Below are 22,229 nucleotides of genomic sequence, written 5' to 3' on the forward strand. Positions count from 1 at the left end.
CGTCGGAACACCCCGTCCGGCGACACGGAACCCGTTGGCGTGAGCGGCCTTTCCCGACGGTCCGGTCAGCCCCACAGACGACGTGAGCGCGCACCCGCATGAGCGGGTGCGCGCGAACCGTACCCGGGATCGACCACCACCGGCACCGGCAACTCCGTGGCCCCGCCGCGTCCCGCCCCCGGATCCGGATACATCCGCTCGGCCAGCCGCTGCGCCAGCAGTATCACCGCCCGATCCACCCCGATCCCCAACCGCGCCGCATGCCCCGCCGCCCGCGCCTGCGCCCCCTCGTCATACACCGCCCCCGGATCCGACAACACCTCATCCAACTCCATCCCCGCCCGAGCCTGCTCCCGCGAAAGCCGCCGCCGCGGCAGCCAACTCAACCGCCACTCCTCCACCCCGCCCCCACTCACCCGCACCGCATACTCCGGACTCACATCACTGGTCATCTTCCGCACCGTGATATCGATCGTCACAAGAACCTCCCAGGGCCATCGGCGCGAGCCACGGGATCCCCGCCCCCACGCCATACTCCGCCCGCCACAACGATCCGCCGCACCGGGCCTATCCCTCATCAAATCTCTCCCCCACATCGCATTCCAACCGCCCGGTATTTCACCCCCTCACGAATTCCGATGAAATGCCCGAAATGTCACAGTCGATCTCGCGGCTCCGGCAATCGAGATCATTGTCCACCGCACTGCGACGTAATAGCCCGTCACGACGAATCCCCCCTCTCCCGCCTGCGCTGCTGCAACACCGCCACCACATGCCGCACCGTCGTCCCCAACTGCGCCGCCAACGCGTCGGCCCGCTCATCCGGCTCCACCGTGCCACAACACATCTCGGTCAGCCGTAAGGCGACCCGAGCCTCCTCCCGAGTCAACAGTGGCTCGGGCCGCCAACTCAATTTCCACGCAGGCTCATCCCGAGCCAGCCGCCGGGCCCACTCCGGCGTCACGCTGCTGGTCATCGATCGGCTGCTCTCATAGATCACGACGGTCTCCATTTGTGTGAGGCATCGTCGCCGATCGGGGCAGCCGCTATTTCGGAATTTCTCGGACAACAGATCATGGTCGATGGTCAGCCGGTGGTGTGATTTCCAGCGGGTGGTAACCGCGCGGACGGCGGGGCGGCGACTAGGCGTTGGGTTATCGGCAAGTCGGGCAAGCGAATCCGTGATCCCGCATAGGTGCGCATTCGCCCTCGAGCTCCCCGTTCACCCGACTCGCCGCGCGCGGACCCCGCCGGATGCGCCGCATCAGGTACATCACTCCCATGGCATCACCTCCCGTACCGTCTGGCAGGTGCGAAACTCGCTACCGCAAGTATGGCAGTTGCCGCCGACTTCCGGCATTTGCCGTTCCTACAAGAGAATTGGCGTTTTGCCTGTTCGTGAAAACGGGTCGGCGGTACTGTAAGAGGTGGATGGCGTATTCTCACACCCTCACGAAAAGCCGACTCTGTCATGTCGTCCCAAGACCCCGGTGCCGTTGCCGTACGCAGTATCCTCACGCGCCTCAGGACCCGATCCGGATTGAGCTCGGATCGCTTGGGCAGTACCGAGATCGAAACGAGCACCCTGACTCAGCTCAGCGTGGTGGTGAGATATGCGCACCTGAACGACCTGACGCCAGAACAAGCCCTGCCCGGGGCCATCGCGCACGTCGCTAAGCAACTGCCGCCCACCCAACGGCTGATCGTCGATGCCGAACTGTGTCTGGGCTTGCTGCGGGAGCCCTCGTCGAACGAGATCGACGTCGATCGACTGTACGGGCCCGATCTCGGCGAGCGCCGCCGTTATCTCCCCCAGGCCTGGCGAAAACTGCACGAAGTACTCGGCGTGCTCCAGATCCCGACCGCGCCCACGGTCCGGACGCTGCGCGATGCGCCGGAGCGGGAGGCGTTCGAGGCGCTCGCTGATCTGCTCATCTCGGGTTCGGTGCCCGACACCTCGGAGCGGGATACGGCGACCGTGATCGGTGACGCGGTCATCGATGAGCTGTACATCGTCGAGCAGATCCCGATCGCGGGTGACTCGGCCTGGGGCGACTTCCGGCGGCATCCGGGCGGAAAAGGGTTGAACCGTGCGGTAGCCCTCGCCCGGCTCGGGCTCGACGTCCGCCTGCTCACCGCAATCGGTGACGATGACGACGGTGAATTCGTCCTGCGCTACCTCGCCACTGAGAATGTGGACGTGAGCCTGATCAAAGTGCAGCCGGGTGCGCGTACCGCGGTCACGGCGGTGATCATGGACCTGACCGGGCTGCACTTTTCGATCGCGTTCAAACAACCTCGGATCAATCTGACCGAAGCGGATCTCGACCGATCGACAGTGCGTCAGGCGATCGCCGACTCCAGAGCGGTGCTGGTGACCTTCGAACAGGCCACCGATGTCGTGGAACAGACACTTCGCGTGGTGGATTCACTGCCCGAGCCGCCGTGGCTGATCGTGGCGGTCTCGCCTCCCCAGGTATTACCGCAGTCGATGCACCTGTATCTGCGGGCCGTGGACTACCTCATCGGTTCCTCCGCCGAGCTGGGTCGGTTATGGCCGAACAGCTCGAGTGAAGCGGTCATAGAACGCCTACTGCGATTCGGTGTCGGCGCAGTGTGCGCGGTCGATGGTTCGAGATGCACGATTCACCGTGTCCGCAGAGCCCCGCTGGAGTTGGCACGATTCGCCGCGGTATTACCGGGCTCGGCGGGGGCGGCATCGGCGTTCTCGGCCGCGCTCACCTATCGCTTGATCACCCAGGGCCACAGCGCCGAATTCGCCGACTTTGAATGGGCGACTGCGGCCATGGCAGCGACCACGCCGGCGCCCAACGTTCCCGACTCGATGCCGACCGGCGCCGATATCGAACGTGTAGTTTCGGTCGAATCGGATGATGGGGAAACGCCGTTCGCGCGTGGAGATCGTCGACACAGCGGGACTTCAGAGCGAAAACGCCGAGCAGACCGGCGCAGCGGTTAGCATTACGCCTGCCCATCGTGCGTCGCGATCGGTTGGGTTCGATGTCCCGGCCGAACCCCTATCGGAGGATCGGTCCATGACAGCAGACGCCGGTGCGCTCCCGGACGGCGGTCACCTCGATGGGCCGCGGCCCGACCTGTCCATCGGCCCGGCGCACTACCTCAGTCGTAAGGGCTCACAGTTGTCGATCCGCGTGATGCGAGTCAACCATGACCACTCCTTCGGCCATGCAGTGATCGTCGGTCATATCGGCGACGGCTGTTTGGTCCGCATTCATTCGCGGTGCTTCTACGGGGATTCGCTGGCCTCCGACGACTGCGATTGCGGTGCGCAACTGGCATGGTCGATGGATCAGATCCAGATCGAAGGCAGCGGAGTGCTATTCTATCTCGAGCAGGAAGGACGTGGCGAGGGCCTGGTCGCCAAGTCGCGGGCCTACCATGTCAGCCAACAGTTGGGGCTCAATACCTTCGAGAGCTACGAATGGCTCGGGTTCCCCAGCGACTCCCGCAGTTACGGCCAGGTGGCCGTGACACTGAGACGGCTCGGGCTGGCATCGATACGGCTGCTGACCAACAATCCGGCCAAGGTCGCCGAGCTCGAGTTCGAAGGGATACGGGTCACCCGCGTGCCTGTCGCGGTAGATCTACCCAATGACGTGGTACGTGAGTATGTGCGGGTAAAGCAGGTCCGTGGCCACTTCTGCCCCACGATCGGGACGTCCGGCACGTCCGGGTAGGCCGATCCGAACCCGGTTGCGGCGAGGACGGTTTCGGACCGTGGTCGTCCGTGAATCCCATAGCGGTTCGGCTCGGAGACGACCGACCGGCGCCGTGGTCGATCCAGTTCGGCCATAATTACCCAAGGGTACAAACAGCTGGAGCGGCCGTGAAAGAGCTTCAGGCAACCGAGCATTCGCTCTCGCGCAAGGGCCGGGAGATGCCGGTGCGGGTGATGGAGCTGCGCGACAGACCCGGTGGGGTGGTCGAGCAGGTCGTCGGCCACGTCCTGGTCTTCGGTCATCCGGGCGACGGCTGCCTGGTCCGTATCCACTCGCGCTGCCTCTACGGCGATGCGCTGCAGTCCGATGATTGTGACTGCGGACCGGAGCTCGAGCTGGCCATGGATTTGATTCAGGACGAGAACGGACAGGGTGTTCTCATCTATCTGGAACAGGAGGGCCGGGGCGAGGGCCTGGTCGTGAAGGCAATGGGGCTGCGGACCGGCGAGCAAACCGGGGCCGATACCTTCGACGCTTACCGCATACTGGGCCATCCCATCGATTCGCGGTCCTATGACCATGCGGCGGACGCGCTGACGCATCTGGGTCTGCGTTCGGTGCGCTTGATGACCAACAATCCCGACAAGCTGCGGGCGGTGCAGGATGCCGGGCTCAGGGTCGAAGCGGTGCCGCTGGCGACCGAGCCCCGCAGCGAGCGCGCGGCGTTGTACATGGAGGCCAAGCGGCGAGGCGCCAACCACAGCTATCCCGAACCGGGCGGCATAGCCGCGTCCGGAGTCCGCGCGAGAACCATGGGTGCGGTGCCGCGGCGGGCGGATCGATAGTTTCGGCCAGCGGCGTGGCCGTTGTAGTCCGCGACACAATCGGCGTGATCTGGTTACGATGAGTGAGCCGTGCCACAGATGGTGCGTGGCCATCGCGTGGATCGGGTTGGTCGTTCTCTCGGACGTCGGGGTTCGCGCAGGTGGGTGCGCGTGTGGTGGGCGAAGCGAGAGGCAATCGGGAAAAGGGTTATGACGACTGATATCGGGTATGCGCACGCATCTGGGAAGACGGTTTATACGATTCCGGAGGCGTTTCAGGAGACGTTGACGCTGCGGCCGGGGCAGGTGGCGTTGCGGACGGTCGGGGGGACACAGCAGATCCCCTGGCGGGAGTACGGGGAGCGGGTGCGCAGCATCGCCGCCGGGCTGGCCGGGTTGGGGGTGGGGCCCGGGGACACCGTGGGGATCATGCTGACCAACCGGCCGGAGTGCAATCTGGTCGATACCGCGGCACTGCACGTGGGTGCGACGCCGTTCTCGATCTACAACACCAGCTCGCCCGAGCAGATCGCGCACCTGTTCACCAATGCCGAGAACAAGGTGGTCATCACCGAGCCGGCGTTCCTGGACACCGTGCGCTCGGCGGGCGTGGAGCTGGAACACATTGTGCTGGTGGAGGGTTCGGCGGCGGGCACGCTGACCCTGGCCGAGGTCGAGGCCGCGCCGAAGCCGGACTTCGACTTCGACGCCGCCTGGCGGGCGGTCAAACCCGAGGACATCGCGACACTGATCTACACCTCCGGCACCACCGGGCCGTCCAAGGGCGTCGAGCTCACCCACCGCAATGTGGTGGCCCCGATCGTGGGCCTGGTCGAAGGCCCGCTGACCGTCGGCCTGGACGACCGCTCGGTGTCCTCCCTGCCGGCCGCCCATGTCGCCGACCGCATTTCGGGCCACTGCGCCAACCTGTTCACCGGCGTGCAGATGACCTGTGTGCCCGACCCGCGCGAGATCGCCGCCGCCCTGCCCGACGCCCGCCCCACCGCCTTCTTCGGCGTGCCGCGGGTGTGGCAGAAGATCAAGGCCGGTATCGATGCCAAACTCGCCACCGAGGCCAGCCCGGTGAAGAAGGCTCTCGCCAACTGGGCGCTGAACGTCGGTGCCCAGACCGCGCGCGCCGATCTGGCCGGCACCGGCCGCGGCCCGCTGCTCGAGGTGCAGCACAAGCTGGCCGACGCGCTGGTGCTGAGCAAGCTGCGCCACGCCCTGGGCTTCGACGAACTCAAGGTCGCCGCCTCCGGCGCCGCCGCCATCCCGCCCGAAACCCTGGAATACCTGCTGGGCCTGGGCTTCACGGTGACCGAGGTGTGGGGCATGTCGGAAACCTCCGGCGTGGGCACCTACACCCCGCTGGACAGGCCCAAGCCGGGCACCGTCGGCATCCCGATGAAGGGCGTGGAACTGCGCCTGGCCGAGGACGGTGAGCTGCTCATCCGCGGCGGCATCGTCACCCACGGCTACCGCAAGATGCCCGACAAGACCGCCGAGGCCATCGACGCCGACGGCTGGCTGCACACCGGCGACGTGGCCACCATCGACGGCGACGGCTACGTCAGCATCGTCGACCGCAAGAAGGAACTCATCATCAACGAGGCGGGAAAGAACCTGTCTCCCACCAATATCGAGAACACCGTCAAGGCGGCGTCCTCATTGGTCGGCCAGGTGGTGGCGATCGGCGACGCCAAGCCGTTCATCGCCGCGCTGGTGGTGCTCGACATCGACACCGCCGTGGTGCGCGCCAAGGCCCTGGGCACCCCCGACGCCGAACTGAAAACCCTGGCCGCCCACCCGGAGATCGTCGCCGAGATCAAGGCCGCCGTCACCATCGCCAACGCCAAACTCTCCCGCGTCGAGCAGATCAAACGCTTCACCATCCTCGACCTGGGCTGGGAACCCGGCGGCGACGAACTGACCCCCACCCTCAAACTCAAGCGCAGCCCCATCGCCACCAAATACGCCACCGAAATCGCCACCCTGTACCTGTCCCCCGCCCCCACGGGCGTGGTCGACATGAAGTAACCCGACACCCGACGTGCGCACGGCACGCCGGGCAGGAGCACGGGCGGCCGTGACAACTGTGGGCCCGGACCGAATGTCCGGGCCCACAGTCATATCCACGCGATGCCACCCCACTGCGTCGCCTGAAGGTGCGCCGCGGGCGCGCACGCTCCCCGCGCCGCCCTGAGCTGGCCGGGCTCATTCAAGATCAGGGAGCTCTCACCGCGGGAATTCGGACAGATTTCCGCAGTGAGAGCTCCCTGATCTTGATCGCCGACCTGGTGCGGGACGGGTGCTCAGCTGCGTCGGGAGCGGGACAGTCGCTCGATATGGGTGTGGCCCCGGGCGAATCGCGCGGGGCCACAACGGCTCAGAGGTGAGGTTACTTCGCCGGTTCCTCGTAGGTGGCGATGATCTGCGCGCGCCCCAGGCTGTGGAAGAACAGGTTGAAGCCCAGGTAGGCGGGGGTGCCGTTGGCGTCGATGTCCAGGGACTCCACATCGACGGCGTGCACGACGATGAAGTAGCGGTGGTAGCCGTGCCCGGCCGGCGGGGACGCGCCCACGAACCCGGGGAACGCGCCGTCGTTGCGCAGCTGGACCGCACCGGCGGGCAGGGTGCCGCCCTCACTGCCCGCGCCGGAGGCCAGCGAGGTGACCGAGGCGGGGATATTGGCCACTGCCCAGTGCCAGAAGCCCGACGCGGTGGGCGCGTCCGGATCGAACACGGTGACCGCGAAACTCTTGGTCTCGGCCGGGAATCCGGACCAGGAAAGCTGCGGGGAGATGTCCTTGCCACCCGACCCGAACACCCCCGACACCTGGTCATTGGCGAAGGGCCGGCCGTCGGTGACATCGGCGGAGGTGACCGTGAAGCTGGGGACCTGCGGCAGAGCGGCGTACGGGTCGTACGAATAGTCGGGCACGAGAAGTCCTTTCGAATCGTCAGCTGTGCAGAAGGAAGTGTTCCAGTACGCGGGTGCCGAATTCGAGCGATTCCACCGGAACCCGCTCGTCGACCCCGTGGAACAGGGCGGTGAAGTCCAGTTCGGGCGGCAGCCGCAGCGGCGCGAAGCCGAAGCAGCGAATCCCCAACTTGGCGAAGGCCTTCGCGTCGGTGCCGCCGGAGAGCATGTAGGGCACGGTGCGCCCGGCCGGATCGTGGGCGAGGATGGCCTCGTTCATGGCGTCGACGAGATGCCCGTCGAAGGTGGTCTCGTAGGAGTCGAGCCTGGTGATCCACTCGCGCTCCACGTCCGGGCCGATCAGCGCGTCGACCTCGCGCTCGAATTCGGCCTGCCGCCCGGGCACCACCCGGCAGTCGACCACGGCCTCGGCGGTCTGCGGAATGACATTGGCCTTGTAGCCCGCCCGCAGCATGGTCGGATTGGCGGTGTCACGCAGGGTCGCGCCGATGATGCGCGAAATGGTCCCCAGTTTTGCCAGCTGGCCCTCGATATCGGGTGAGGCCGGATCGAATTCGAGCCCGGACTCCTCGGCCACCGCCGCCAGGAACTCGGCCACCGAATCCGACACCACCAGCGGGAAGGTGTGGGTCCCCAGCCGCGCCACCGCCGGCGACAGGATGGTGACCGCATTGTCGTCGTGCAGGAACGAGCCGTGCCCGGCGCGGGCCTTGGCGCGCAAGCGCATCCAGCCCAGCCCCTTCTCCGCGGTCTCGACCAGATACAGCCGCCGCTCGGACCCGTCGGGCTTGGGCACGGTCAGCGAGAACCCGCCGACCTCTCCGACCGCCTCGGTCACCCCCTCGAACAGATCGGGCCGATTCTCCACCAGCCACTGGCACCCCCACCGCCCGCCGTTCTCCTCGTCGGCGACGAAGGCCCACACGATATCGCGCGGCGGCACCGTCCCCTCGATCTTGAACTGCCGGGCCACCGCCAGCATCATGCCGACCATGTCCTTCATATCGATCGCCCCGCGCCCCCACACGTAGCCGTCGCGCACCGTACCGGAGAACGGGTGCACACTCCAGTCCGCGGCCTCGGCGGGCACCACATCCAGATGCCCGTGCATCATCAGCGCCCCCCGCGCGGGATCCGCACCCTGCAACCGCGCGAACACATTCCCGCGCCCCGGCGCCCCCGACTCCACATACTCGGTCTCATACCCCGCCGCAGCGAGTTGCTCGGCCACCCACAGCGCACACTCGCGCTCGCCCTTGGTGGTTTCGAGTTCACCGGTGTTGGAGGTATCGAACCGGATCAGCGCACTGACCAGGTCCACCACTTCCGACACGGCGCGGCTGCTGTGGTTTTCGGCGGTTTCGGACACGTCCCTTTCCTACCACTTCCGCGACCGGCCCTGCCCAGCCGCCGCCCGCCCTGCCCCGCCCGGTGCAGGTCGATCCCCGCCGGAGAATTGGAATCACCCGTCGCGCAAGGGTTCCGGCCCGCTCACCTCGTATTCGCGCAGGCCGACCTTGCTGGATCCTGGCCGACCGACCGAACCCGGCGGCCGAAGTCCCGCTGTGCAACGCCCGGGCCCGGTGCGCGATCGGCCCTTCGACCGCGCCCGCGTCTCCGGCCGTGCCGCTGCCCGTGCCGTGAACGCCGCGGGCGCGATCGGATTCGGCGGCAGCGGCAGGATTGGCGAGCGTGCGGGTCAGCGCAGGAAGCGGATTGTGGTGGTGAGGGTGGCCAGCAGGGGGTCCAGACGCTGGTCGGTGATGCGGCGTTCGAGGACGGCCAGGTCCAAGCGGGTGGTGGTGGCCCAGAGTTCGCCCAGGTGGGCCTGGACGTCGACGTCGGTGGCGGACAGCACCCACAGCAGCGGCGGCCACAGGCGGGCGGCCTGAGCCAGGGCGGGCAGGGTGATCAGTGTCGGGGTGTCGAGTTGGGTCAGGCGGTAGCCGGCGCGGCGGCGGACCTCGACGGGGGCGCGGGCCAGCGATTCGAGCATGCCGCGCCAGACGGCGACGTCGCTGCTGCCGTCGACGGCGTCGATGAGGGTTTCGGCGACCTCGGGCAGGACCGGGTTCAGGGCCAGGCGGGTCAGGGCGGTGGGGCTGAGGTGGCCGACGAAGCGCAGCATGTCGGCGGTGGCGTCGGCGGCGATATAGGTGGCCAGCAGATCGGCGATGGCCGAGGGCGGGGCCACCTCGAAGAGGATGTCGCCGACCGCGGCGATCACATCGGGGGTGCAGCGCGCGAACACCGACAGCGCGGCCAGCCGTAAGTCCTTGGACCCGTTGATCACCGTGCCCAGCAGCCGGGGCAGGCGCTGACCGCTGCCCGCCAGCAGCTGACGCACCACCGCGCTGATCGCCTCGCTCGAATAGGCGTAGGAGGCCGAGTGGATCAGGCCCTCGTCGTCGGGCACCCCCTCCTCGACGGCCCGGATGAGATCCGGTGTCGCATAGGCCAGGAACGGTCCGGCGGTGATGTAGTCGCGGCGGGCCAGCAACTCGTTGACGATGGCCACCACCGGCACCGGCGGCGCGTCGTCGGCGAGCTGGCCGACGGTGCGCGGATCCAGGAACGGCGCGCAGTCCGCGGCGTAGCCGACCTCCATGCGCAGCAGCGCTTCGATCGCCTTCTCGGGATAGCGCACCCCGATCGCCCCGGCCGCGCGCCCGGTCATGGTGGGCGGCACCAGTTTCTGCACGATCGGCAGTGAAATGCTCAGCGGGATGAGGGGAACCAGCTTGGCGATCCGGTCGAAGACGGGCGCGTGCTGGTCGAAAATGGTGCCCGCCATGCGTTGTTGCAGCTCGTGCAGCTTGTGCGGGCCGAGTCTTTCGAGGTGGGCGAGCCGTTCCACCGGCACGTGCAGGGTTCGGGCCAGCAGGATCAGCTGGGCTCGCGTCACCAGGTCGGTCATAAGCCCAGCCGTTGCCCGCGCCCGTGGCAAACCGCGAATTCGACTGTGGCCGACATGCTTTCCCCGTTTCCCCGGGTGACCTGGAACCGGCCTCCCGATGTCGACCGCTCATCATAGAGGTGACAGCGGGGCGAAAAGTGCAAAAAGTGCAGAGTCGCTGTACACCGTTAGGATGCGGCCATGAGTCAACCCGCGGGGTGGTACCCCGAGCGTCCCGGATCCCCAGTGCTCCGCTGGTGGGACGGCAGCCAATGGACCAATCACACTCAGCCCCAGCAGCAACCGGCGCAGGCGCCGCAGCAACCTGATCGGCCGCAGTCCGATCAGTTCGCGCAGCAGCTGCGCCCGCAGCACCAGAACCAGCCCCAGACCGGCGGTCAGCCCCAAGCCCAGCGCCCGCAGACCGGCGGACAGCCTTACGCCCAGCAGCCCGCGACGGGTGGGCAGTCCTACGCGCAGCAGCCGCAGACCGGCGGTCAGCCCGCCGCCCAGCCGCAGCCGCAACAAATCCAGCAGCAGTACGGTGCACAGCCGCAACAGCAGTACGGTCCGCAGCCGCAACAACAATTCGGCCAGCAGCCCTACGGTCAAGGGCCGCAGCAGCAGTACGGCCAGCGTCCGTCCCACCCGCAGCAGGGCCAGCCCTACGGCGGGCCGCCGCAGCAGTTCGGTGGCCGCCCCGAGGCCAGCCCGTGGGAGCTCGAGGTCGGCGGCGCGAACAACCCCGCCGACATCCAGCGCCAGGTGCAGCAGCAGGCCGGGATCGCCCCCGCGCAGGCCGGTGGCGGCACGGTGTTCACCGAGCCGGTGCTGGTGGTGAACCAGAAGGTCAAGTTGATCGAAATGGTCAACGAGTACAGCGTTTTCGATCAGCACGGCCGTCAGATCGGCGCGGTCGCCGAGGTCGGGCAGTCGGCGCTGAAGAAGGCCGTGCGCTTCCTGTCCAGCTACGACCAGTTCATGACCCACCGCCTCGAGATCCGGGATCCGCACGGCCAGTGCCTGATGCGCATCACCCGCCCGGCCAAGATCCTCAAGTCCAAGTTCCTGCTCGAGCACGGCAATGGCGCGCCGATCGGGGAGATCATCCAGGAGAACATGATCGGCAAGATCAACTTCGCCTTCGTGGTCAACGGCCAGCAGATCGGCGGGATCCGCGCCGAGAATTGGCGGGCCTGGAACTTCGCCATCCACGACCACACCGGTCAGGAGGTCGCCCGCATCACCAAGACGTGGGAGGGCCTGCTCAAGACCATGTTCACCACCGCCGACAACTATGTCGTGCAGATCCACCGCCAGCTGCCCCCGCCGCTGCTGTCGATGGTGGTGGCCTCGGGTCTGGCCATCGACACCGCCCTCAAACAGGATCAGCGCGGCTGGAACTGACCGCGCAAGCGGCGCGCAAGCCCACGCAAGCGCCCGGCAATCGGCCACCACCACGGTGATTCTCATGAACGAGACACGAGATGTGGTGGTGGCCGGGGCCGGACCGGTGGGGCTCATGCTGGCGTGCGAACTGCGACTGGCGGGCGTGGACGTGCTCGTGGTGGAGCGCCTGACCGAACCGGACATGACGATCAAGGCGGGCGGCATCAACACCCCCGTCGCCCAGGCTCTGACCCGCCGCGGCCTGCTGCCGCACCTGCGCGCCGCCCACGAGGCGACCATGGCGCGCATGGCCGGGATGTTCGGCGGCGCGAAACCGGCCCCGGCCCGCCGCCCCGTGGGCGGGCATTTCGCCGGAATCATGCTCTGGGGCGACAAACTCGACACCGAGGACCCCGCCTTCGCCGACCTGGGCCCGGCGGCCGAATACCGCTTCGTCGATCAGCAGGCCATCGAGGCGATGCTCGCCGAACGTGCCGCCGAGCTCGGCGTGCCGATCCGGCGCGGCGTGGAGATCACCGGATTCACCGATGACGGCGTCGGAGTGAGCGTCGAGTGCGGCGAGCACCGCATCCGCGCGAGCTGGCTGGTCGGCTGCGACGGCGGGCGCAGCACCGTGCGCAAACTCGCCGGCTACGAATTCCCGGGCCTGGACCCGGAGATCACCGGCCGCCAGGCCCTGGTCGAGATGACCGGAGCCGAGAACGTCCCGCTGGGCTGGCAGACCACCCCCACCGGCATCTTCGTCAACGGCCCCGTACCCGGCCGCTTCCTGACCGTCGAACTCGACGGCCCGCCCGCCGACCGCACCACCCCCATCACCACCGCCGAACTCGAGGCCAGTTTCGAACGCGTCACCGGCGTCAAAGTGTCGATCTCCAAGGTGTATTCGGCCACCCGCTTCACAGACAACACCCGCCAGGTCCCCGACTACCGCCGCGGCCGGATACTGCTGGCCGGCGACGCCGCGCACGTGCACTCCCCCTTCGGCGGCCAGGGCCTCAACCTCGGCATCGGGGACGCCGCGAACCTGGGCTGGAAACTGGCCGCCGTGATCCGCGGCCGCTCCCCGGAATCCTTGCTGGACACCTACAGTCGCGAACGCCATCCCATCGGCGCCTGGGTCCTGGACTGGACCCGCGCACAGGTCGCCCTCATGCGCACCGATCCCCGCAGCCGAGCCCTGCGCTCCGTCGTCGCCGACCTGCTCGACACCCGCGACGGCGCCACCCTGATCGCCAAGCGGATCTCGGGCGTCGAGCACCGCTACGACCTGGGCGGCGACGACCCCCTCGTCGGCCGCGCCACCCCCGATTTCGACCTCGCCGACGGCACCCACCTGTCCGACCACTTCGCCTCGGGCAAGGCGGTTCTCCTCGACCTCACCGACTCCCCGGAACTGCGCGCCGAGGCCACCCCCTGGTCCGACCGACTCGAGCTGCTCACCACCAAACCGGCCCAACCCCGCGAGCCCCTGTCCCTGCTGATCCGCCCCGACGGCATCATCGCCTGGAGCTCCGCCACTCCCCACACCCTCACCCAAGCCCTCACCCGCTGGCTGGGCCCGGCCTGATCGTCGAGTGGCGCACCAGCGCGGCGAATACGGACGATCTCCTCGCTGTTGTGCCACCCGACCATGTTCGGGCGGGGCCAATCTCTTCGAGAGGGCGGGCGTGGCGGTCAGCTGGGGACATACCTCGAAGTAAGTCCCTGGGGCCAAAAGCGTCGAGGCGTTGCGCGGACGCTGAGGGTCAGGAGCCCGCGGAACTCCGCACGAGCGCGCCGATTGCCGCACGGGCCCGGCCAACTCCGCACGAGCCTCCCAAATGCGGTGCGGGTCTTCGGGGCGCAGCCCGGCTCCTCGAAATGCGGCGCGGGTTTTGGAAACCCTGCGCGGGCCCCGTGAAGCCGCTTCGGCCCCCGCCGTGAAAACGGCGGGGGCCGAAGGCGGCCGATCCGGGCCACCGGCGCGATCTCGCTGCATCAACTGCGCGAATCGCGCCCGCCGCCCGGCTATTGCGTCAGCTGCAAGGTTGCGGTCAATGCCGTCAACGCCTCGTTCAAGCCGAGATCGCCGATGTGCTGCTCGATCTCGCCGCGCTCGAGCACCGGCAGCGCCGACCACGATTCCCCGATGCGCGACTGCGCGTCCGGTTCGGCGGTCGCGAGCACCTTCAGCAGCGGCGGCCACAGGTGCGCCGTGCTCGCCAGGCCCAGCAACTGGGTCAGCGTCACAGTGTCGAAATGCGAGATGGCCCCGCCGATCCGGCGTGCGACCCCGGCCTCGGTGCGCTCGGCCAGCTCCAGCAGCCCCCGCCACTGCGCGGCGTCGGCACTGCCGTCGACCGCGTTCGTGATCGCCTCGACGGTGGTGGCCTCGGCCGTGATCGGATTGGCCGCCAGCAGATCCAGCGCCGACGGGCTCAACTGCCCGACGAAGCGCAGCGTCTCGGGCACCGCGTCATCGGCGATGAAAGCCCCCACCAGATCGGCGATCTCGTCGGGCGAGCCGGTGTCGAAGAGGATGTCGCCGATCGCGACGATCACATCGGCGTCGCAGCGCGCGAACACCGACAGCGCGGCCAGCCGCAGCTCCTTGGAGCCGTCCACGATCGTGCGCACCAGCCGCGGAATCCGCCGGCCCGTCCCGGCGAGCAGATGCCGGATGATGATGGAGATGTTCTCCCCGGAATAGGAGTAGGACGCCGAGCGGATCAGCCCCTCGTCGTCGTGCACATCCTCCTCGACCGCGCGCACCAATTCCGGTGTCGCATACGCCAGGAACGGCCCCGCGGTGATGTAGTCCCCGCGCCGCAGCAACTCGTTGATGATCTTCATGACGGGTTTGGGCGGCGCGATGTCGGCCAGCTGCCCGACACTGTGCGGATCCATGTAGGGCGCGGCCGCGGCGGCGTACCCCGGTTCGAGCATGCCGACCGCCTCGGCGGCCTTCTTGGGATGATCCACCCCGATCGCGCCCGCCGCCCGCCCGGCCATCACCGGCGGCACCATCTTCTGCACCAGCGGCAGCGAGATGGACAGCGGAATGATCGGCACCAGCAGCGACAGCCGCGAGAAGATCGCATTGTGCTCGGCGAACATGACTTTGGCCAGCCGCTCCTGCAGTTCGTGCAGGTTGGCCGCGCCCAGCTTCTCGAGGTGCGCCAGGCGCTCCTCGGGTACGTGCAAGGTCCGGGACAGCAGGGTGATCTGCGCCCGGGTCACCAGATCGCTCATCGCCCCTACCCGAGCTTGTTGCCGAACATGATCTTCTTGGCGGCCGTGCGCAACGGCCACGGCAGCGCGCCGACGGTCTTGTCGACCGCCTCCACCATGGCGGCGTTCTCGGTGCGCTGGGCCTGTCGGAAGATGCCGAGCAGGTCGGCGGTCTCGGCCTCGGTCAACAGCTCGAGGGCGGCCAGCGGCCCGCCCAGCTCCCGTTCCAGTTCGGCTCTGGCACCCACTGATTCGTCCCCATTCTCCGGAATGATCCGGATCACCCCTTTTGTGCGTATATCAATCTCTACCAAGATCGTTGGAGGTGCGCCAGCCCGGCGAGGGGGTCGATTCCCTCAATTGAGGTCGGCTGCAATCAGATCGGCGGCGCGCAGCGCGAAGGCCATGATGGTGACCTGCGGATTGACACCCAGCGAGGTCGGCACGACCGAACCGTCGGCGACATAGAGCCCGGTCGTGCCGAACACCCGGTGGCCGAAGTCGACCACCGCGTCCCGCGCGTCGCGGCCCATGCGGGCGGTGCCCAGCGGGTGCGGGCCCATCAGCCGGAAACCGCGCGGATGCAACCGGATCGAGGCCACCGTGCGGGCCTGATCGAGGGTGCGCACGGGCGGGGTGCCCGCGATCGGCAGCGCCACCGCCTCGGCGCCGCCGCGCAGGAACAGCTCCGCCAGTCCGGCGCAGGCGTGCTGGAGGGCGGCCTGCATGCGCGGGGTCAGGTGATAGCGGATCAGGGTGCGACCGCCCGGACCGTGATGCACGCTGCCGGTCCCGGTGTCGCGGACCATCGCCCCGAACTGCTCGGTGCGGGTCCAGTCGTTCATCCATTCGGTGAGCCGCGCGCCGTGGAAGGGCAGCACCCCGGCCGCGAATTGCGGTGGGATGGCGACGCCTTCGAAGGTGACCAGATCATCGCCGAGACCCTCGACCTGATAGCCCTGCGGGATGCCGGTCCACGGCGCGCCGGGCGTGGGCATCATGGCGATCGCGCCCAGGGACGGATGCACCGACAGATTGCGCCCGAGCGCGGGCAGGGTGATGCCATTGCGGCGCAACAGCAGCGGCGTCATCAGCGCACCCGCCGCGACCACCACCGCGCGGGCGCGGATCTCGGCGGTGCGCGGTGCGCCGTGCTCGTCCTGACCCTCGGCCAGCACACCGGTGGCGCGGCCGCCGGACAACAGGATTCGGGTGACGGTCAGCCGTGTGTACAGCTGCGCGCCGCCCTTCAACGCCCGCGGGACCCAGCTGACATTGCTGCTGCGCTTGGCCTCGGTCGGGCAGCCGTACACGCACTGGCCCTGCCCGTCACAGCCGACCGCATTGCGCGGCAGCGGCCCGTGCGCCGCGCCCATGGCATCCGCGCCCGCACCGATGATGCCGGCGACCCGGCCCAGATAGCGGGGATCTGCGGTGGTGATGCCCAATTCGGCCGCGACCTCCTCCAGATACGGTGCGAACGCCTGCGGGGTGAAGTCGCCGGGGAACCCCAGCTCCTGCCACTCCCGCAACACCGCGTCGGGAGTGCGGAAAGCGGTGCCGGAGTTGATGGCGGTGGTGCCGCCCACCAGCCGCCCGGTACTGACCCCGAGCACCGAATTGCCGACCGCGAGGTTGTATCCGCCGTCGCGCCAATACTTCTGGGTGCGCTCCCCCAGATCGCCACGGAATTCCGCCCGGCCCGCGTAGCCGCCCTCCTCGACCATCACCACGCCCAGGCCCCGCTCGGTCAGCCGGGCCGCGACCGCCGCCCCGCCCGCCCCGGTGCCGACCACCACCACGTCGCAGTCGATCACCTCGTGCCGCGAGAGTTCGCCCGGAGTGGTGACATTGACCAGCCAACCCGGCTTCTGCTCGAGGACCGGTTCGTCGTAGCGCGGCGCGCCGACGGCGTCCAGGTAGCGGCGATCACCGAAATGCGCGATCCGCAGCGGCGTTTCGATCGCCTCGACCGCGTGGCGCAGCGCCTTGCCGCGGCGCGCGTCCTCGATCAGCGCGCGGCGCTGCGCGGGCGGCAGCGCCGCAGCCCGCCGACCGTGGCGGGCCCGGGCCGCCGCATCCAGACCACGCAGCGCCGCACGCAGACCCGATCGCATGAGCGGGGTTATGTTCGCCAGATAGGCATCGAGGCGTTCGAGAGTCTCGCCACCCACCGCCGGTACCGCCCCGCCGGGCTCGATGAGCACCTCCGCCAGCGCGGCCAGCGTCTCGAGCTGTCCCGGCGTGAAGGTCCGCTCCGGCCCGGAACCGTCGGGCAGGTCCGCGCGCAGCGACACCCACGGCTGGAAGGACCGCAGAAAACTCGGATAGTCATTGGCGAAGAACTGCATTCGACCGTTCGATCGAGCAACAGGCTTGCCCGCCATTGAAAGTGGCTCCCCACGCCACCGCCGAGGTGGTGTACTCCAGATCGGCGTCGTCCAGCACGATCGCCGCGTCGATACCGCCGAGTTCCAGGCCCACCGGAATCGGGAAGCGCGACGCGGCGGCCATCACCTTGCGCCCGGTGGCGACCGACCCGGTGAACAGCACCTTGTCCGGCCGCGCCTCGATCAGCTCCGACCCCAGGGTCCCGTCCCCGACTGCCAACTGCAACAACCCCTCCGGCAGCACCGCCGCCACGGTCTCGACCAGCACCTGCGCCACCTGCGGCGTCAGCTCGGAGGGCTTGAGCACCAAGGCATTTCCCGCGATGAGCGCAGGCAGCACCTGACTGAACGGAATCAGGAACGGCAGATTCCACGGGGCGATCGCCACCACCACGCCGTAGGGCCGATGTGTGCGCACCGCCTTGCGGTAGGGCGCGGTCGCCGAGCCGATCCGGCTCGGCCCCAGCGTGGCGACGGCGGTGTCGAGGTGATGGCGCGCCAACGCGATCGCCGGAACCACCTCGTGCGCCAACGCCTCGGCGCGCGGTTTCCCGTTCTCGCCGACGATCACCTGCGCGATCCGATCCATCCGCTCATGCAGGCGGCCCGGCAGCTCCGCGAGCACCCGCACCCGTTGCTCGACCGGCAGCGCACCCCACCCTGCCTGCGCCGCCCGTGCCCGCTCCACCAGCGCGGCCGCCGACACCGCCGTGACCTCCCCGGACGTCTCGCACTGCGATTGCAGAAGGTGCGTCATGCCCATACCGCCTGTCGAATACCCAATCGATCTTGACCAGGTGGCCAAGTGGTCAGACCAATATAGCGAGCTGTCGTCAGAAGGCAAGAGGCGATTTCCCCGCCGAGCCGAATCCGCCTCGGCCGCTAGAGTTTCCGGAATGCCCGAGAAGATCCTCCGCAACACCTTTACCGTCCCCGCCTCCGCGGCAGCCGCCTACGAGCACCTGATCAGGCCCGAAAACTACATCGGCCTGTCCCCGCTGGTCGTGGCCGTGGAAGACGTCCAGGAGGACTCCTACATCGCGGTCGAACGCTTCCGCCTGCTGACCCCGAAATACGACAACCGCATCCGCGTCTCCCTCCAGGGAACCCCCGGCAAGGCCGTCTGGGGCGAAGTCAACAGCCCCGGCGGCGTCCACATGGCCTACCACTTCGACCTCACTCCCACCCCGGCAGGCACCCAGGTCGACGACGAACTCCGCCTCCGCACCCCCTTCGGCCTCATGACCTTCGCCTCCGGCCAGGCCCGTAAAGTCCAACTGGCCCGCGCCCGCATCCTGACCGAACGCCTGACCCGGCCTGACCCGAAGCCGGAGTCGATCTAGCCGCGAGCCTTTCGCGGCTGGGCCGTGACCGCCTCGAACTGTCCCGCCGCGATCGCCAAGAGGGCGTCTGCGGTGGTCCGTGCCTCGGCGGCGTCGCCGTCGATGACCGCGGCGGCCAGTGCGCGATAGCGGTCGGTGCTGCCCACCTCTCCGGCCATGAGTCCGGCGAGGGCTTGCACCGCGGGTTCGTAGACCGCGCGCAGGTCGTTGTAGAGCAGCCGGTAGACGATGGAATCGGCGGCGTCCACGAGGTGATCCCAGAAGTTGATGGCCAGTAGTTGCTGGGCGACCGGATCTCGTTCCGCCGCAAGCGCTTCCACCGCCGCGTCCAGCTTCGCGGCGAGGCCGTCCGCCGCCCGCTCGGCGGCCAGCCCCGCCACCTCGCGGCCCAGCACCCGGCGCGTCTCCAGGATCGAGCGCACCACCGTGTAATCCAGCTCGCCACCGCGAATCAGCAAGCGCGGCAACATCTCCAGTCCCGCGTGTCGCCGGAAGTCCCGGACCGTCGTCGATCCGCCCTGCCGTACCTCGACCAGTCCCGTATGCGCCAACCGCTGCAACGCTTCCCGCACGGTCGGCCGCGACACCCCCAATGTCTCGGCCAGCGCCCGCTCGGCGGGCAACGCGGCCCCCGGCGCCAACTCCCCGTCCAGCACCTCCCCCACGAGCTGCTCGAATACGGTATCCGGCACCGTCCGCCGATCGATCCGCTTGAACGCCATCCCCGAACGCTAGAGCCGCCTGGTCAACAGGTCAAGCGGCCAGACCAGTCCCGGTCGCCCGACCATGATCAGGGAGCTGTCAGCGCGGGATATTCGGGCATTTTTCACGCTCACAGCTCCCCGATCATGGGATCGGGTTGGGCGTGGGGAGGTTGGGTCGGGTCCGGGGTTCGGGGTGGAGGGTTCGGGAAGGTGGGTGCGGGTTGCCGACCATGCCGGGTTCGCCGGGTCTTATGCGGGTGTTCATGTGGTGTTGGCGCCAGGGGGGTCGGTGGGAACCCGTTGCCCTGCACGATCGGCCACGTGCGCATCGTTCAGCTGGCTAATTTCTACGGTCCGCGCTCGGGTGGGTTGCGTACCGCGCTGCACCATCTCGGTGAGGGGTATGTGGCCGCCGGACACGAGGTGGTGCTGATCGTGCCCGGGCTGCGGCGGGCGGAAGAGGTGCTGCCGGGTGGGGTGCTGCGAATTACCGTGCCCGCGCCCGAGATTCCCTGGACCGGGGGCTACCGGGCCGCCGATCCCCGCCGCGTCGCCGATACGCTGGCTGGCCTGCGCCCGGATGTGCTCGAGGTGTCGGACCGCTTGACGCTGCGCGGTTTCGGCCGCTGGGCCCGCCGCCGCGACATCGCCGGGGTGATGATCTCCCATGAGCGCCTCGACCGCCTGCTCGGCCAGATCCTGCCCGGCCCGCTGGCCCGCCGCGCCGCCGACGCCGCCAACCGCCGCACCGCCCAGAACTACGACATCGTCGTCTGCACCACCGAATTCGCCCGCGCCGAATTCCAGCGCATCGACGTCGAGAACGTCGAGCTGGTCCCCCTGGGCGTGGACCTGGACATGTTCCGCCCCGACCGCCACGACCACCGCCTGCGCACCGACCTCGGCGCCGACGACTACCCGCTGCTGGTCCACTGCGGCCGCCTCTCGGTCGAAAAGCGCGTCGACCGCTCCATCGCCGCGGTCGGCGCCCTGCGCCGCCGCGGCCTCGACACCCGCCTGGTCGTCGCCGGTGACGGCCCCCGCCGCGATGCCCTCGAACGCCAGGCCCGCACGATCCCACCCCTGTCCGACGGCCAGCCAACCGTCCACTTCGCCGGATTCATCAGCGACAGAACGGCTTTGGCGACCCTCCTGGCCACCGCCGACGTCTCCCTGGCTCCCGGCCCCCACGAAACCTTCGGCCTGGCCGCCCTCGAAGCCCTCGCCGCGGGCACCCCGGTGGTCGTCAGCCGCTCCTCGGCCCTGGCCGACATCATCACCGCCGAGGCGGGCGCCGTCGCCGCCGACCACCCGCGCGCCTTCGCCGAAGCCGTCACCGATGTCCTGTCCCGCCCGCTCGCCGAACGCCGCCGCGCCGCCCGCCATCGAGCCGAGCAATTCACCTGGCCCGCAGCCGTTTCCGGCATGCTCGACCTGTTGGGCTCGGCCTGACCGCCGACCGTCGAAGCCCTCCGGCCGCCCACCCCGGTGGACCGGCGGGGACCTCGGTCAATCGCGTGACGCGTCCGGCTGCCAGGCGATGTAGGGGCGGCCGTCGGACTCGGCGGCGGTCTTGGCGGAATTCAGCTGGTACGGGGTGATGCCGCCGGGCTGCCACGGGCCCGCCGAGCCCGCGGCGATGGCGGTGTCGGCCTTGGGGGCCAGGCCGATTTCATTGCGTACCACCGTGATCGGGCGGTCGGCGAGGGTGAACCAGTCCAGGTCGAGGAAGTCGTGGCTGCCCCGGGTGAGCGCCCCGCGGCGCATGGCGTCGCCGAGGCGTTCGGCCATGCCGCGTGTGCGCAGGTGGCCCGCGTCGGCCTCGAACAGGCCCGCGCCCGCGCGCAGGTAGCCGGTTTCGAACAGGGAGATGACCATGGCCAGCAGGCTGAAGGCGCGCGGGTCGTCATTGGCGCGGGCCATGAAGGCGAAGACCTCGATCTCGTTCTCGAGGGTGGTGCCGTATCCGGCGAGCACGTGCACCCAGTCGTGCTGGGCCAGCAGCGGCGGCGCGGACCCGGTCAGGCCGGGGGTGACGAAGCCGCGGTCGCGGTAGAAGTCGGCGACGCCGCGGCCCAGGGTGCCCACGGGCAGCTCCCACAGTTCGGCCCAGCGGTCCGCGAGCGCCGGATCGTCGCAGACCGTGCTCCAGGAACTGTCGAGGCCCTCGGTGTGCAGCGCGTCCAGCCGCAGCGCATCCGTATTGCCGAGATAGCCGTTGCGTGAGAAGTCGACCGAGGCCAGATCCACCGCGCCCTCGGCATAGAGCGGCGCCGCCGCGATCATGTCGTCGTCCACGCCCAGCGCGTCGGCGAACTCCCGCAACCGATCCCCCGCCTCCGCCGGCAGCGGCCGCACCACCAGCGCGGCCAGCAGCATGGTCTGCACCACCCGCTCCCGGAAGATCGTATTGCGCCGCGCCATCCCCGCCGCGAACTCCGCCGCCCCGATCGGCCGCACCTGGGCCAACTCCACCGGATGCCCGGTCATCGACAGGAACAACGCCGGAATCAGCAACTCCTGCAAGGTCGTCAGCCCCGCGGGCCCCGCAGCCGCACTGACGACACCCCGCGCCACGAACCGCACCTCCGCGGCATCCGGCGGCGTGAGCAGCACCTCGTCCATTCCCGCAACCTCCAAAGCTCGAGGCCACACCGGCCCGCTCAATTCTCGCCACGAAACACCCACCCCGCCCGTTCATTTCACCCTCGGCGTAGCCCGCCTGCACAATCCGAGTGAGGTGAGTTCTTCGTGGCCGCCTTGGCCGAAGGCCTCGGATTGAGAGTGTCACCGGCATCGAAGGC

At 68.8% G+C, this 22,229-nt stretch carries 19 protein-coding genes; 8 read left to right on the top strand and 11 right to left on the bottom strand.

The window, feature by feature from the left end; all coding sequences use genetic code 11:
• Positions 1-65: 65 nt before the first annotated feature.
• Entirely contained in the window at positions 66-452 is a 387-nt protein-coding gene (locus NS2_RS35955) for a hypothetical protein (RefSeq protein WP_063864959.1), read from the bottom strand.
• 269 nt (positions 453-721) lie between these two features.
• On the bottom strand, positions 722-976 hold the full coding sequence (locus NS2_RS10580) for a hypothetical protein (protein ID WP_147207145.1): 255 nt from the start codon (positions 974-976) through the stop codon (positions 722-724).
• Between the two features lie 579 nt (positions 977-1,555).
• Between NS2_RS10580 and NS2_RS10585 the strand changes: the two genes are divergently transcribed.
• The 4 genes from NS2_RS10585 (at position 1,556) to NS2_RS10600 (ending at position 6,565) form a co-directional block, all read left to right on the top strand.
• A complete protein-coding gene (locus tag NS2_RS10585) occupies positions 1,556-2,980 on the top strand; it encodes a carbohydrate kinase family protein (protein ID WP_186817589.1) in 1,425 nt (474 codons plus the stop codon).
• A gap of 76 nt (positions 2,981-3,056) precedes the next feature.
• The gene (gene ribA / locus NS2_RS10590; protein ID WP_081985818.1) at positions 3,057-3,719 is read left to right on the top strand and encodes a GTP cyclohydrolase II RibA; all 663 of its coding nucleotides are present in this window, start codon (positions 3,057-3,059) and stop codon (positions 3,717-3,719) included.
• 149 nt (positions 3,720-3,868) lie between these two features.
• Complete coding sequence (locus NS2_RS10595; protein ID WP_228102789.1) at positions 3,869-4,546, top strand: GTP cyclohydrolase II; 678 nt, start codon at positions 3,869-3,871, stop codon at positions 4,544-4,546.
• Between the two features lie 189 nt (positions 4,547-4,735).
• Positions 4,736-6,565 carry an AMP-dependent synthetase/ligase gene (locus NS2_RS10600; protein ID WP_147207147.1) on the top strand — a complete coding sequence of 610 codons (1,830 nt, stop codon included), beginning with the start codon at positions 4,736-4,738 and terminating at the stop codon, positions 6,563-6,565.
• A 361-nt stretch (positions 6,566-6,926) separates the two neighbouring features.
• On the opposite strand, the gene NS2_RS10605 is transcribed toward NS2_RS10600, so the two are convergent.
• The 3 genes from NS2_RS10605 to NS2_RS10615 form a co-directional block, all read right to left on the bottom strand.
• Entirely contained in the window at positions 6,927-7,469 is a 543-nt protein-coding gene (locus NS2_RS10605) for a YbhB/YbcL family Raf kinase inhibitor-like protein (protein WP_033087260.1), read from the bottom strand.
• Between the two features lie 19 nt (positions 7,470-7,488).
• Positions 7,489-8,838, bottom strand: coding sequence for a M20/M25/M40 family metallo-hydrolase (locus NS2_RS10610; protein ID WP_147207148.1), 1,350 nt, complete (start codon positions 8,836-8,838; stop codon positions 7,489-7,491).
• A 330-nt stretch (positions 8,839-9,168) separates the two neighbouring features.
• Positions 9,169-10,386, bottom strand: a complete 1,218-nt coding sequence (locus NS2_RS10615) for a hypothetical protein (protein WP_052086255.1) — start codon at positions 10,384-10,386, stop codon at positions 9,169-9,171.
• A 180-nt stretch (positions 10,387-10,566) separates the two neighbouring features.
• Here NS2_RS10615 and NS2_RS10620 point away from each other — a divergent pair, with 180 nt between their 5' ends.
• Together NS2_RS10620 and NS2_RS10625 are read left to right on the top strand one after the other, a co-directional pair.
• Positions 10,567-11,772 (top strand): LURP-one-related family protein, encoded by a 1,206-nt coding sequence (locus tag NS2_RS10620; RefSeq protein WP_033087261.1) that lies wholly within the window; start codon positions 10,567-10,569, stop codon positions 11,770-11,772.
• A 64-nt stretch (positions 11,773-11,836) separates the two neighbouring features.
• On the top strand, positions 11,837-13,345 hold the full coding sequence (locus tag NS2_RS10625; protein WP_096490853.1) for an FAD-dependent monooxygenase: 1,509 nt from the start codon (positions 11,837-11,839) through the stop codon (positions 13,343-13,345).
• Positions 13,346-13,785: 440 nt separating this feature from the next.
• On the opposite strand, the gene NS2_RS10630 is transcribed toward NS2_RS10625, so the two are convergent.
• The 4 genes from NS2_RS10630 to NS2_RS10645 form a co-directional block, all read right to left on the bottom strand.
• Positions 13,786-15,009 carry a hypothetical protein gene (locus tag NS2_RS10630; RefSeq protein WP_052086256.1) on the bottom strand — a complete coding sequence of 408 codons (1,224 nt, stop codon included), beginning with the start codon at positions 15,007-15,009 and terminating at the stop codon, positions 13,786-13,788.
• Positions 15,010-15,014: 5 nt separating this feature from the next.
• Positions 15,015-15,236 carry a hypothetical protein gene (locus NS2_RS10635; protein WP_143161332.1) on the bottom strand — a complete coding sequence of 74 codons (222 nt, stop codon included), beginning with the start codon at positions 15,234-15,236 and terminating at the stop codon, positions 15,015-15,017.
• 108 nt (positions 15,237-15,344) lie between these two features.
• Positions 15,345-17,339 (bottom strand): GMC family oxidoreductase N-terminal domain-containing protein, encoded by a 1,995-nt coding sequence (locus NS2_RS10640; RefSeq protein ID WP_052086257.1) that lies wholly within the window; start codon positions 17,337-17,339, stop codon positions 15,345-15,347.
• Positions 17,320-18,135: an aldehyde dehydrogenase family protein gene (locus NS2_RS10645; RefSeq protein ID WP_158544051.1), complete on the bottom strand. Its 816-nt coding sequence runs from the start codon at positions 18,133-18,135 to the stop codon at positions 17,320-17,322. The genes NS2_RS10640 and NS2_RS10645 overlap by 20 nt, the downstream gene beginning before the upstream one ends.
• A 139-nt stretch (positions 18,136-18,274) precedes the next feature.
• Between NS2_RS10645 and NS2_RS10650 the strand changes: the two genes are divergently transcribed.
• Positions 18,275-18,721, top strand: coding sequence for an SRPBCC family protein (locus NS2_RS10650; RefSeq protein ID WP_033087263.1), 447 nt, complete (start codon positions 18,275-18,277; stop codon positions 18,719-18,721).
• Here NS2_RS10650 and NS2_RS10655 read toward each other — a convergent pair.
• On the bottom strand, positions 18,718-19,443 hold the full coding sequence (locus NS2_RS10655) for a FadR/GntR family transcriptional regulator (RefSeq protein WP_033087264.1): 726 nt from the start codon (positions 19,441-19,443) through the stop codon (positions 18,718-18,720). The genes NS2_RS10650 and NS2_RS10655 overlap by 4 nt on opposite strands.
• Before the next feature lie 303 nt (positions 19,444-19,746).
• On the opposite strand from NS2_RS10655, the gene NS2_RS10660 reads away from it, so the two are divergent.
• Complete coding sequence (locus NS2_RS10660) at positions 19,747-20,877, top strand: glycosyltransferase (RefSeq protein ID WP_033087265.1); 1,131 nt, start codon at positions 19,747-19,749, stop codon at positions 20,875-20,877.
• A gap of 57 nt (positions 20,878-20,934) precedes the next feature.
• Here the strand turns inward: NS2_RS10660 and NS2_RS10665 are convergent, their stop codons facing one another.
• Positions 20,935-22,050: a hypothetical protein gene (locus NS2_RS10665; RefSeq protein ID WP_033087266.1), complete on the bottom strand. Its 1,116-nt coding sequence runs from the start codon at positions 22,048-22,050 to the stop codon at positions 20,935-20,937.
• Positions 22,051-22,229: the final 179 nt, after the last annotated feature.

The sequence above is a fragment of the Nocardia seriolae NBRC 15557 genome, from assembly GCF_007990715.1.
GTDB lineage: Bacteria > Actinomycetota > Actinomycetes > Mycobacteriales > Mycobacteriaceae > Nocardia > Nocardia seriolae.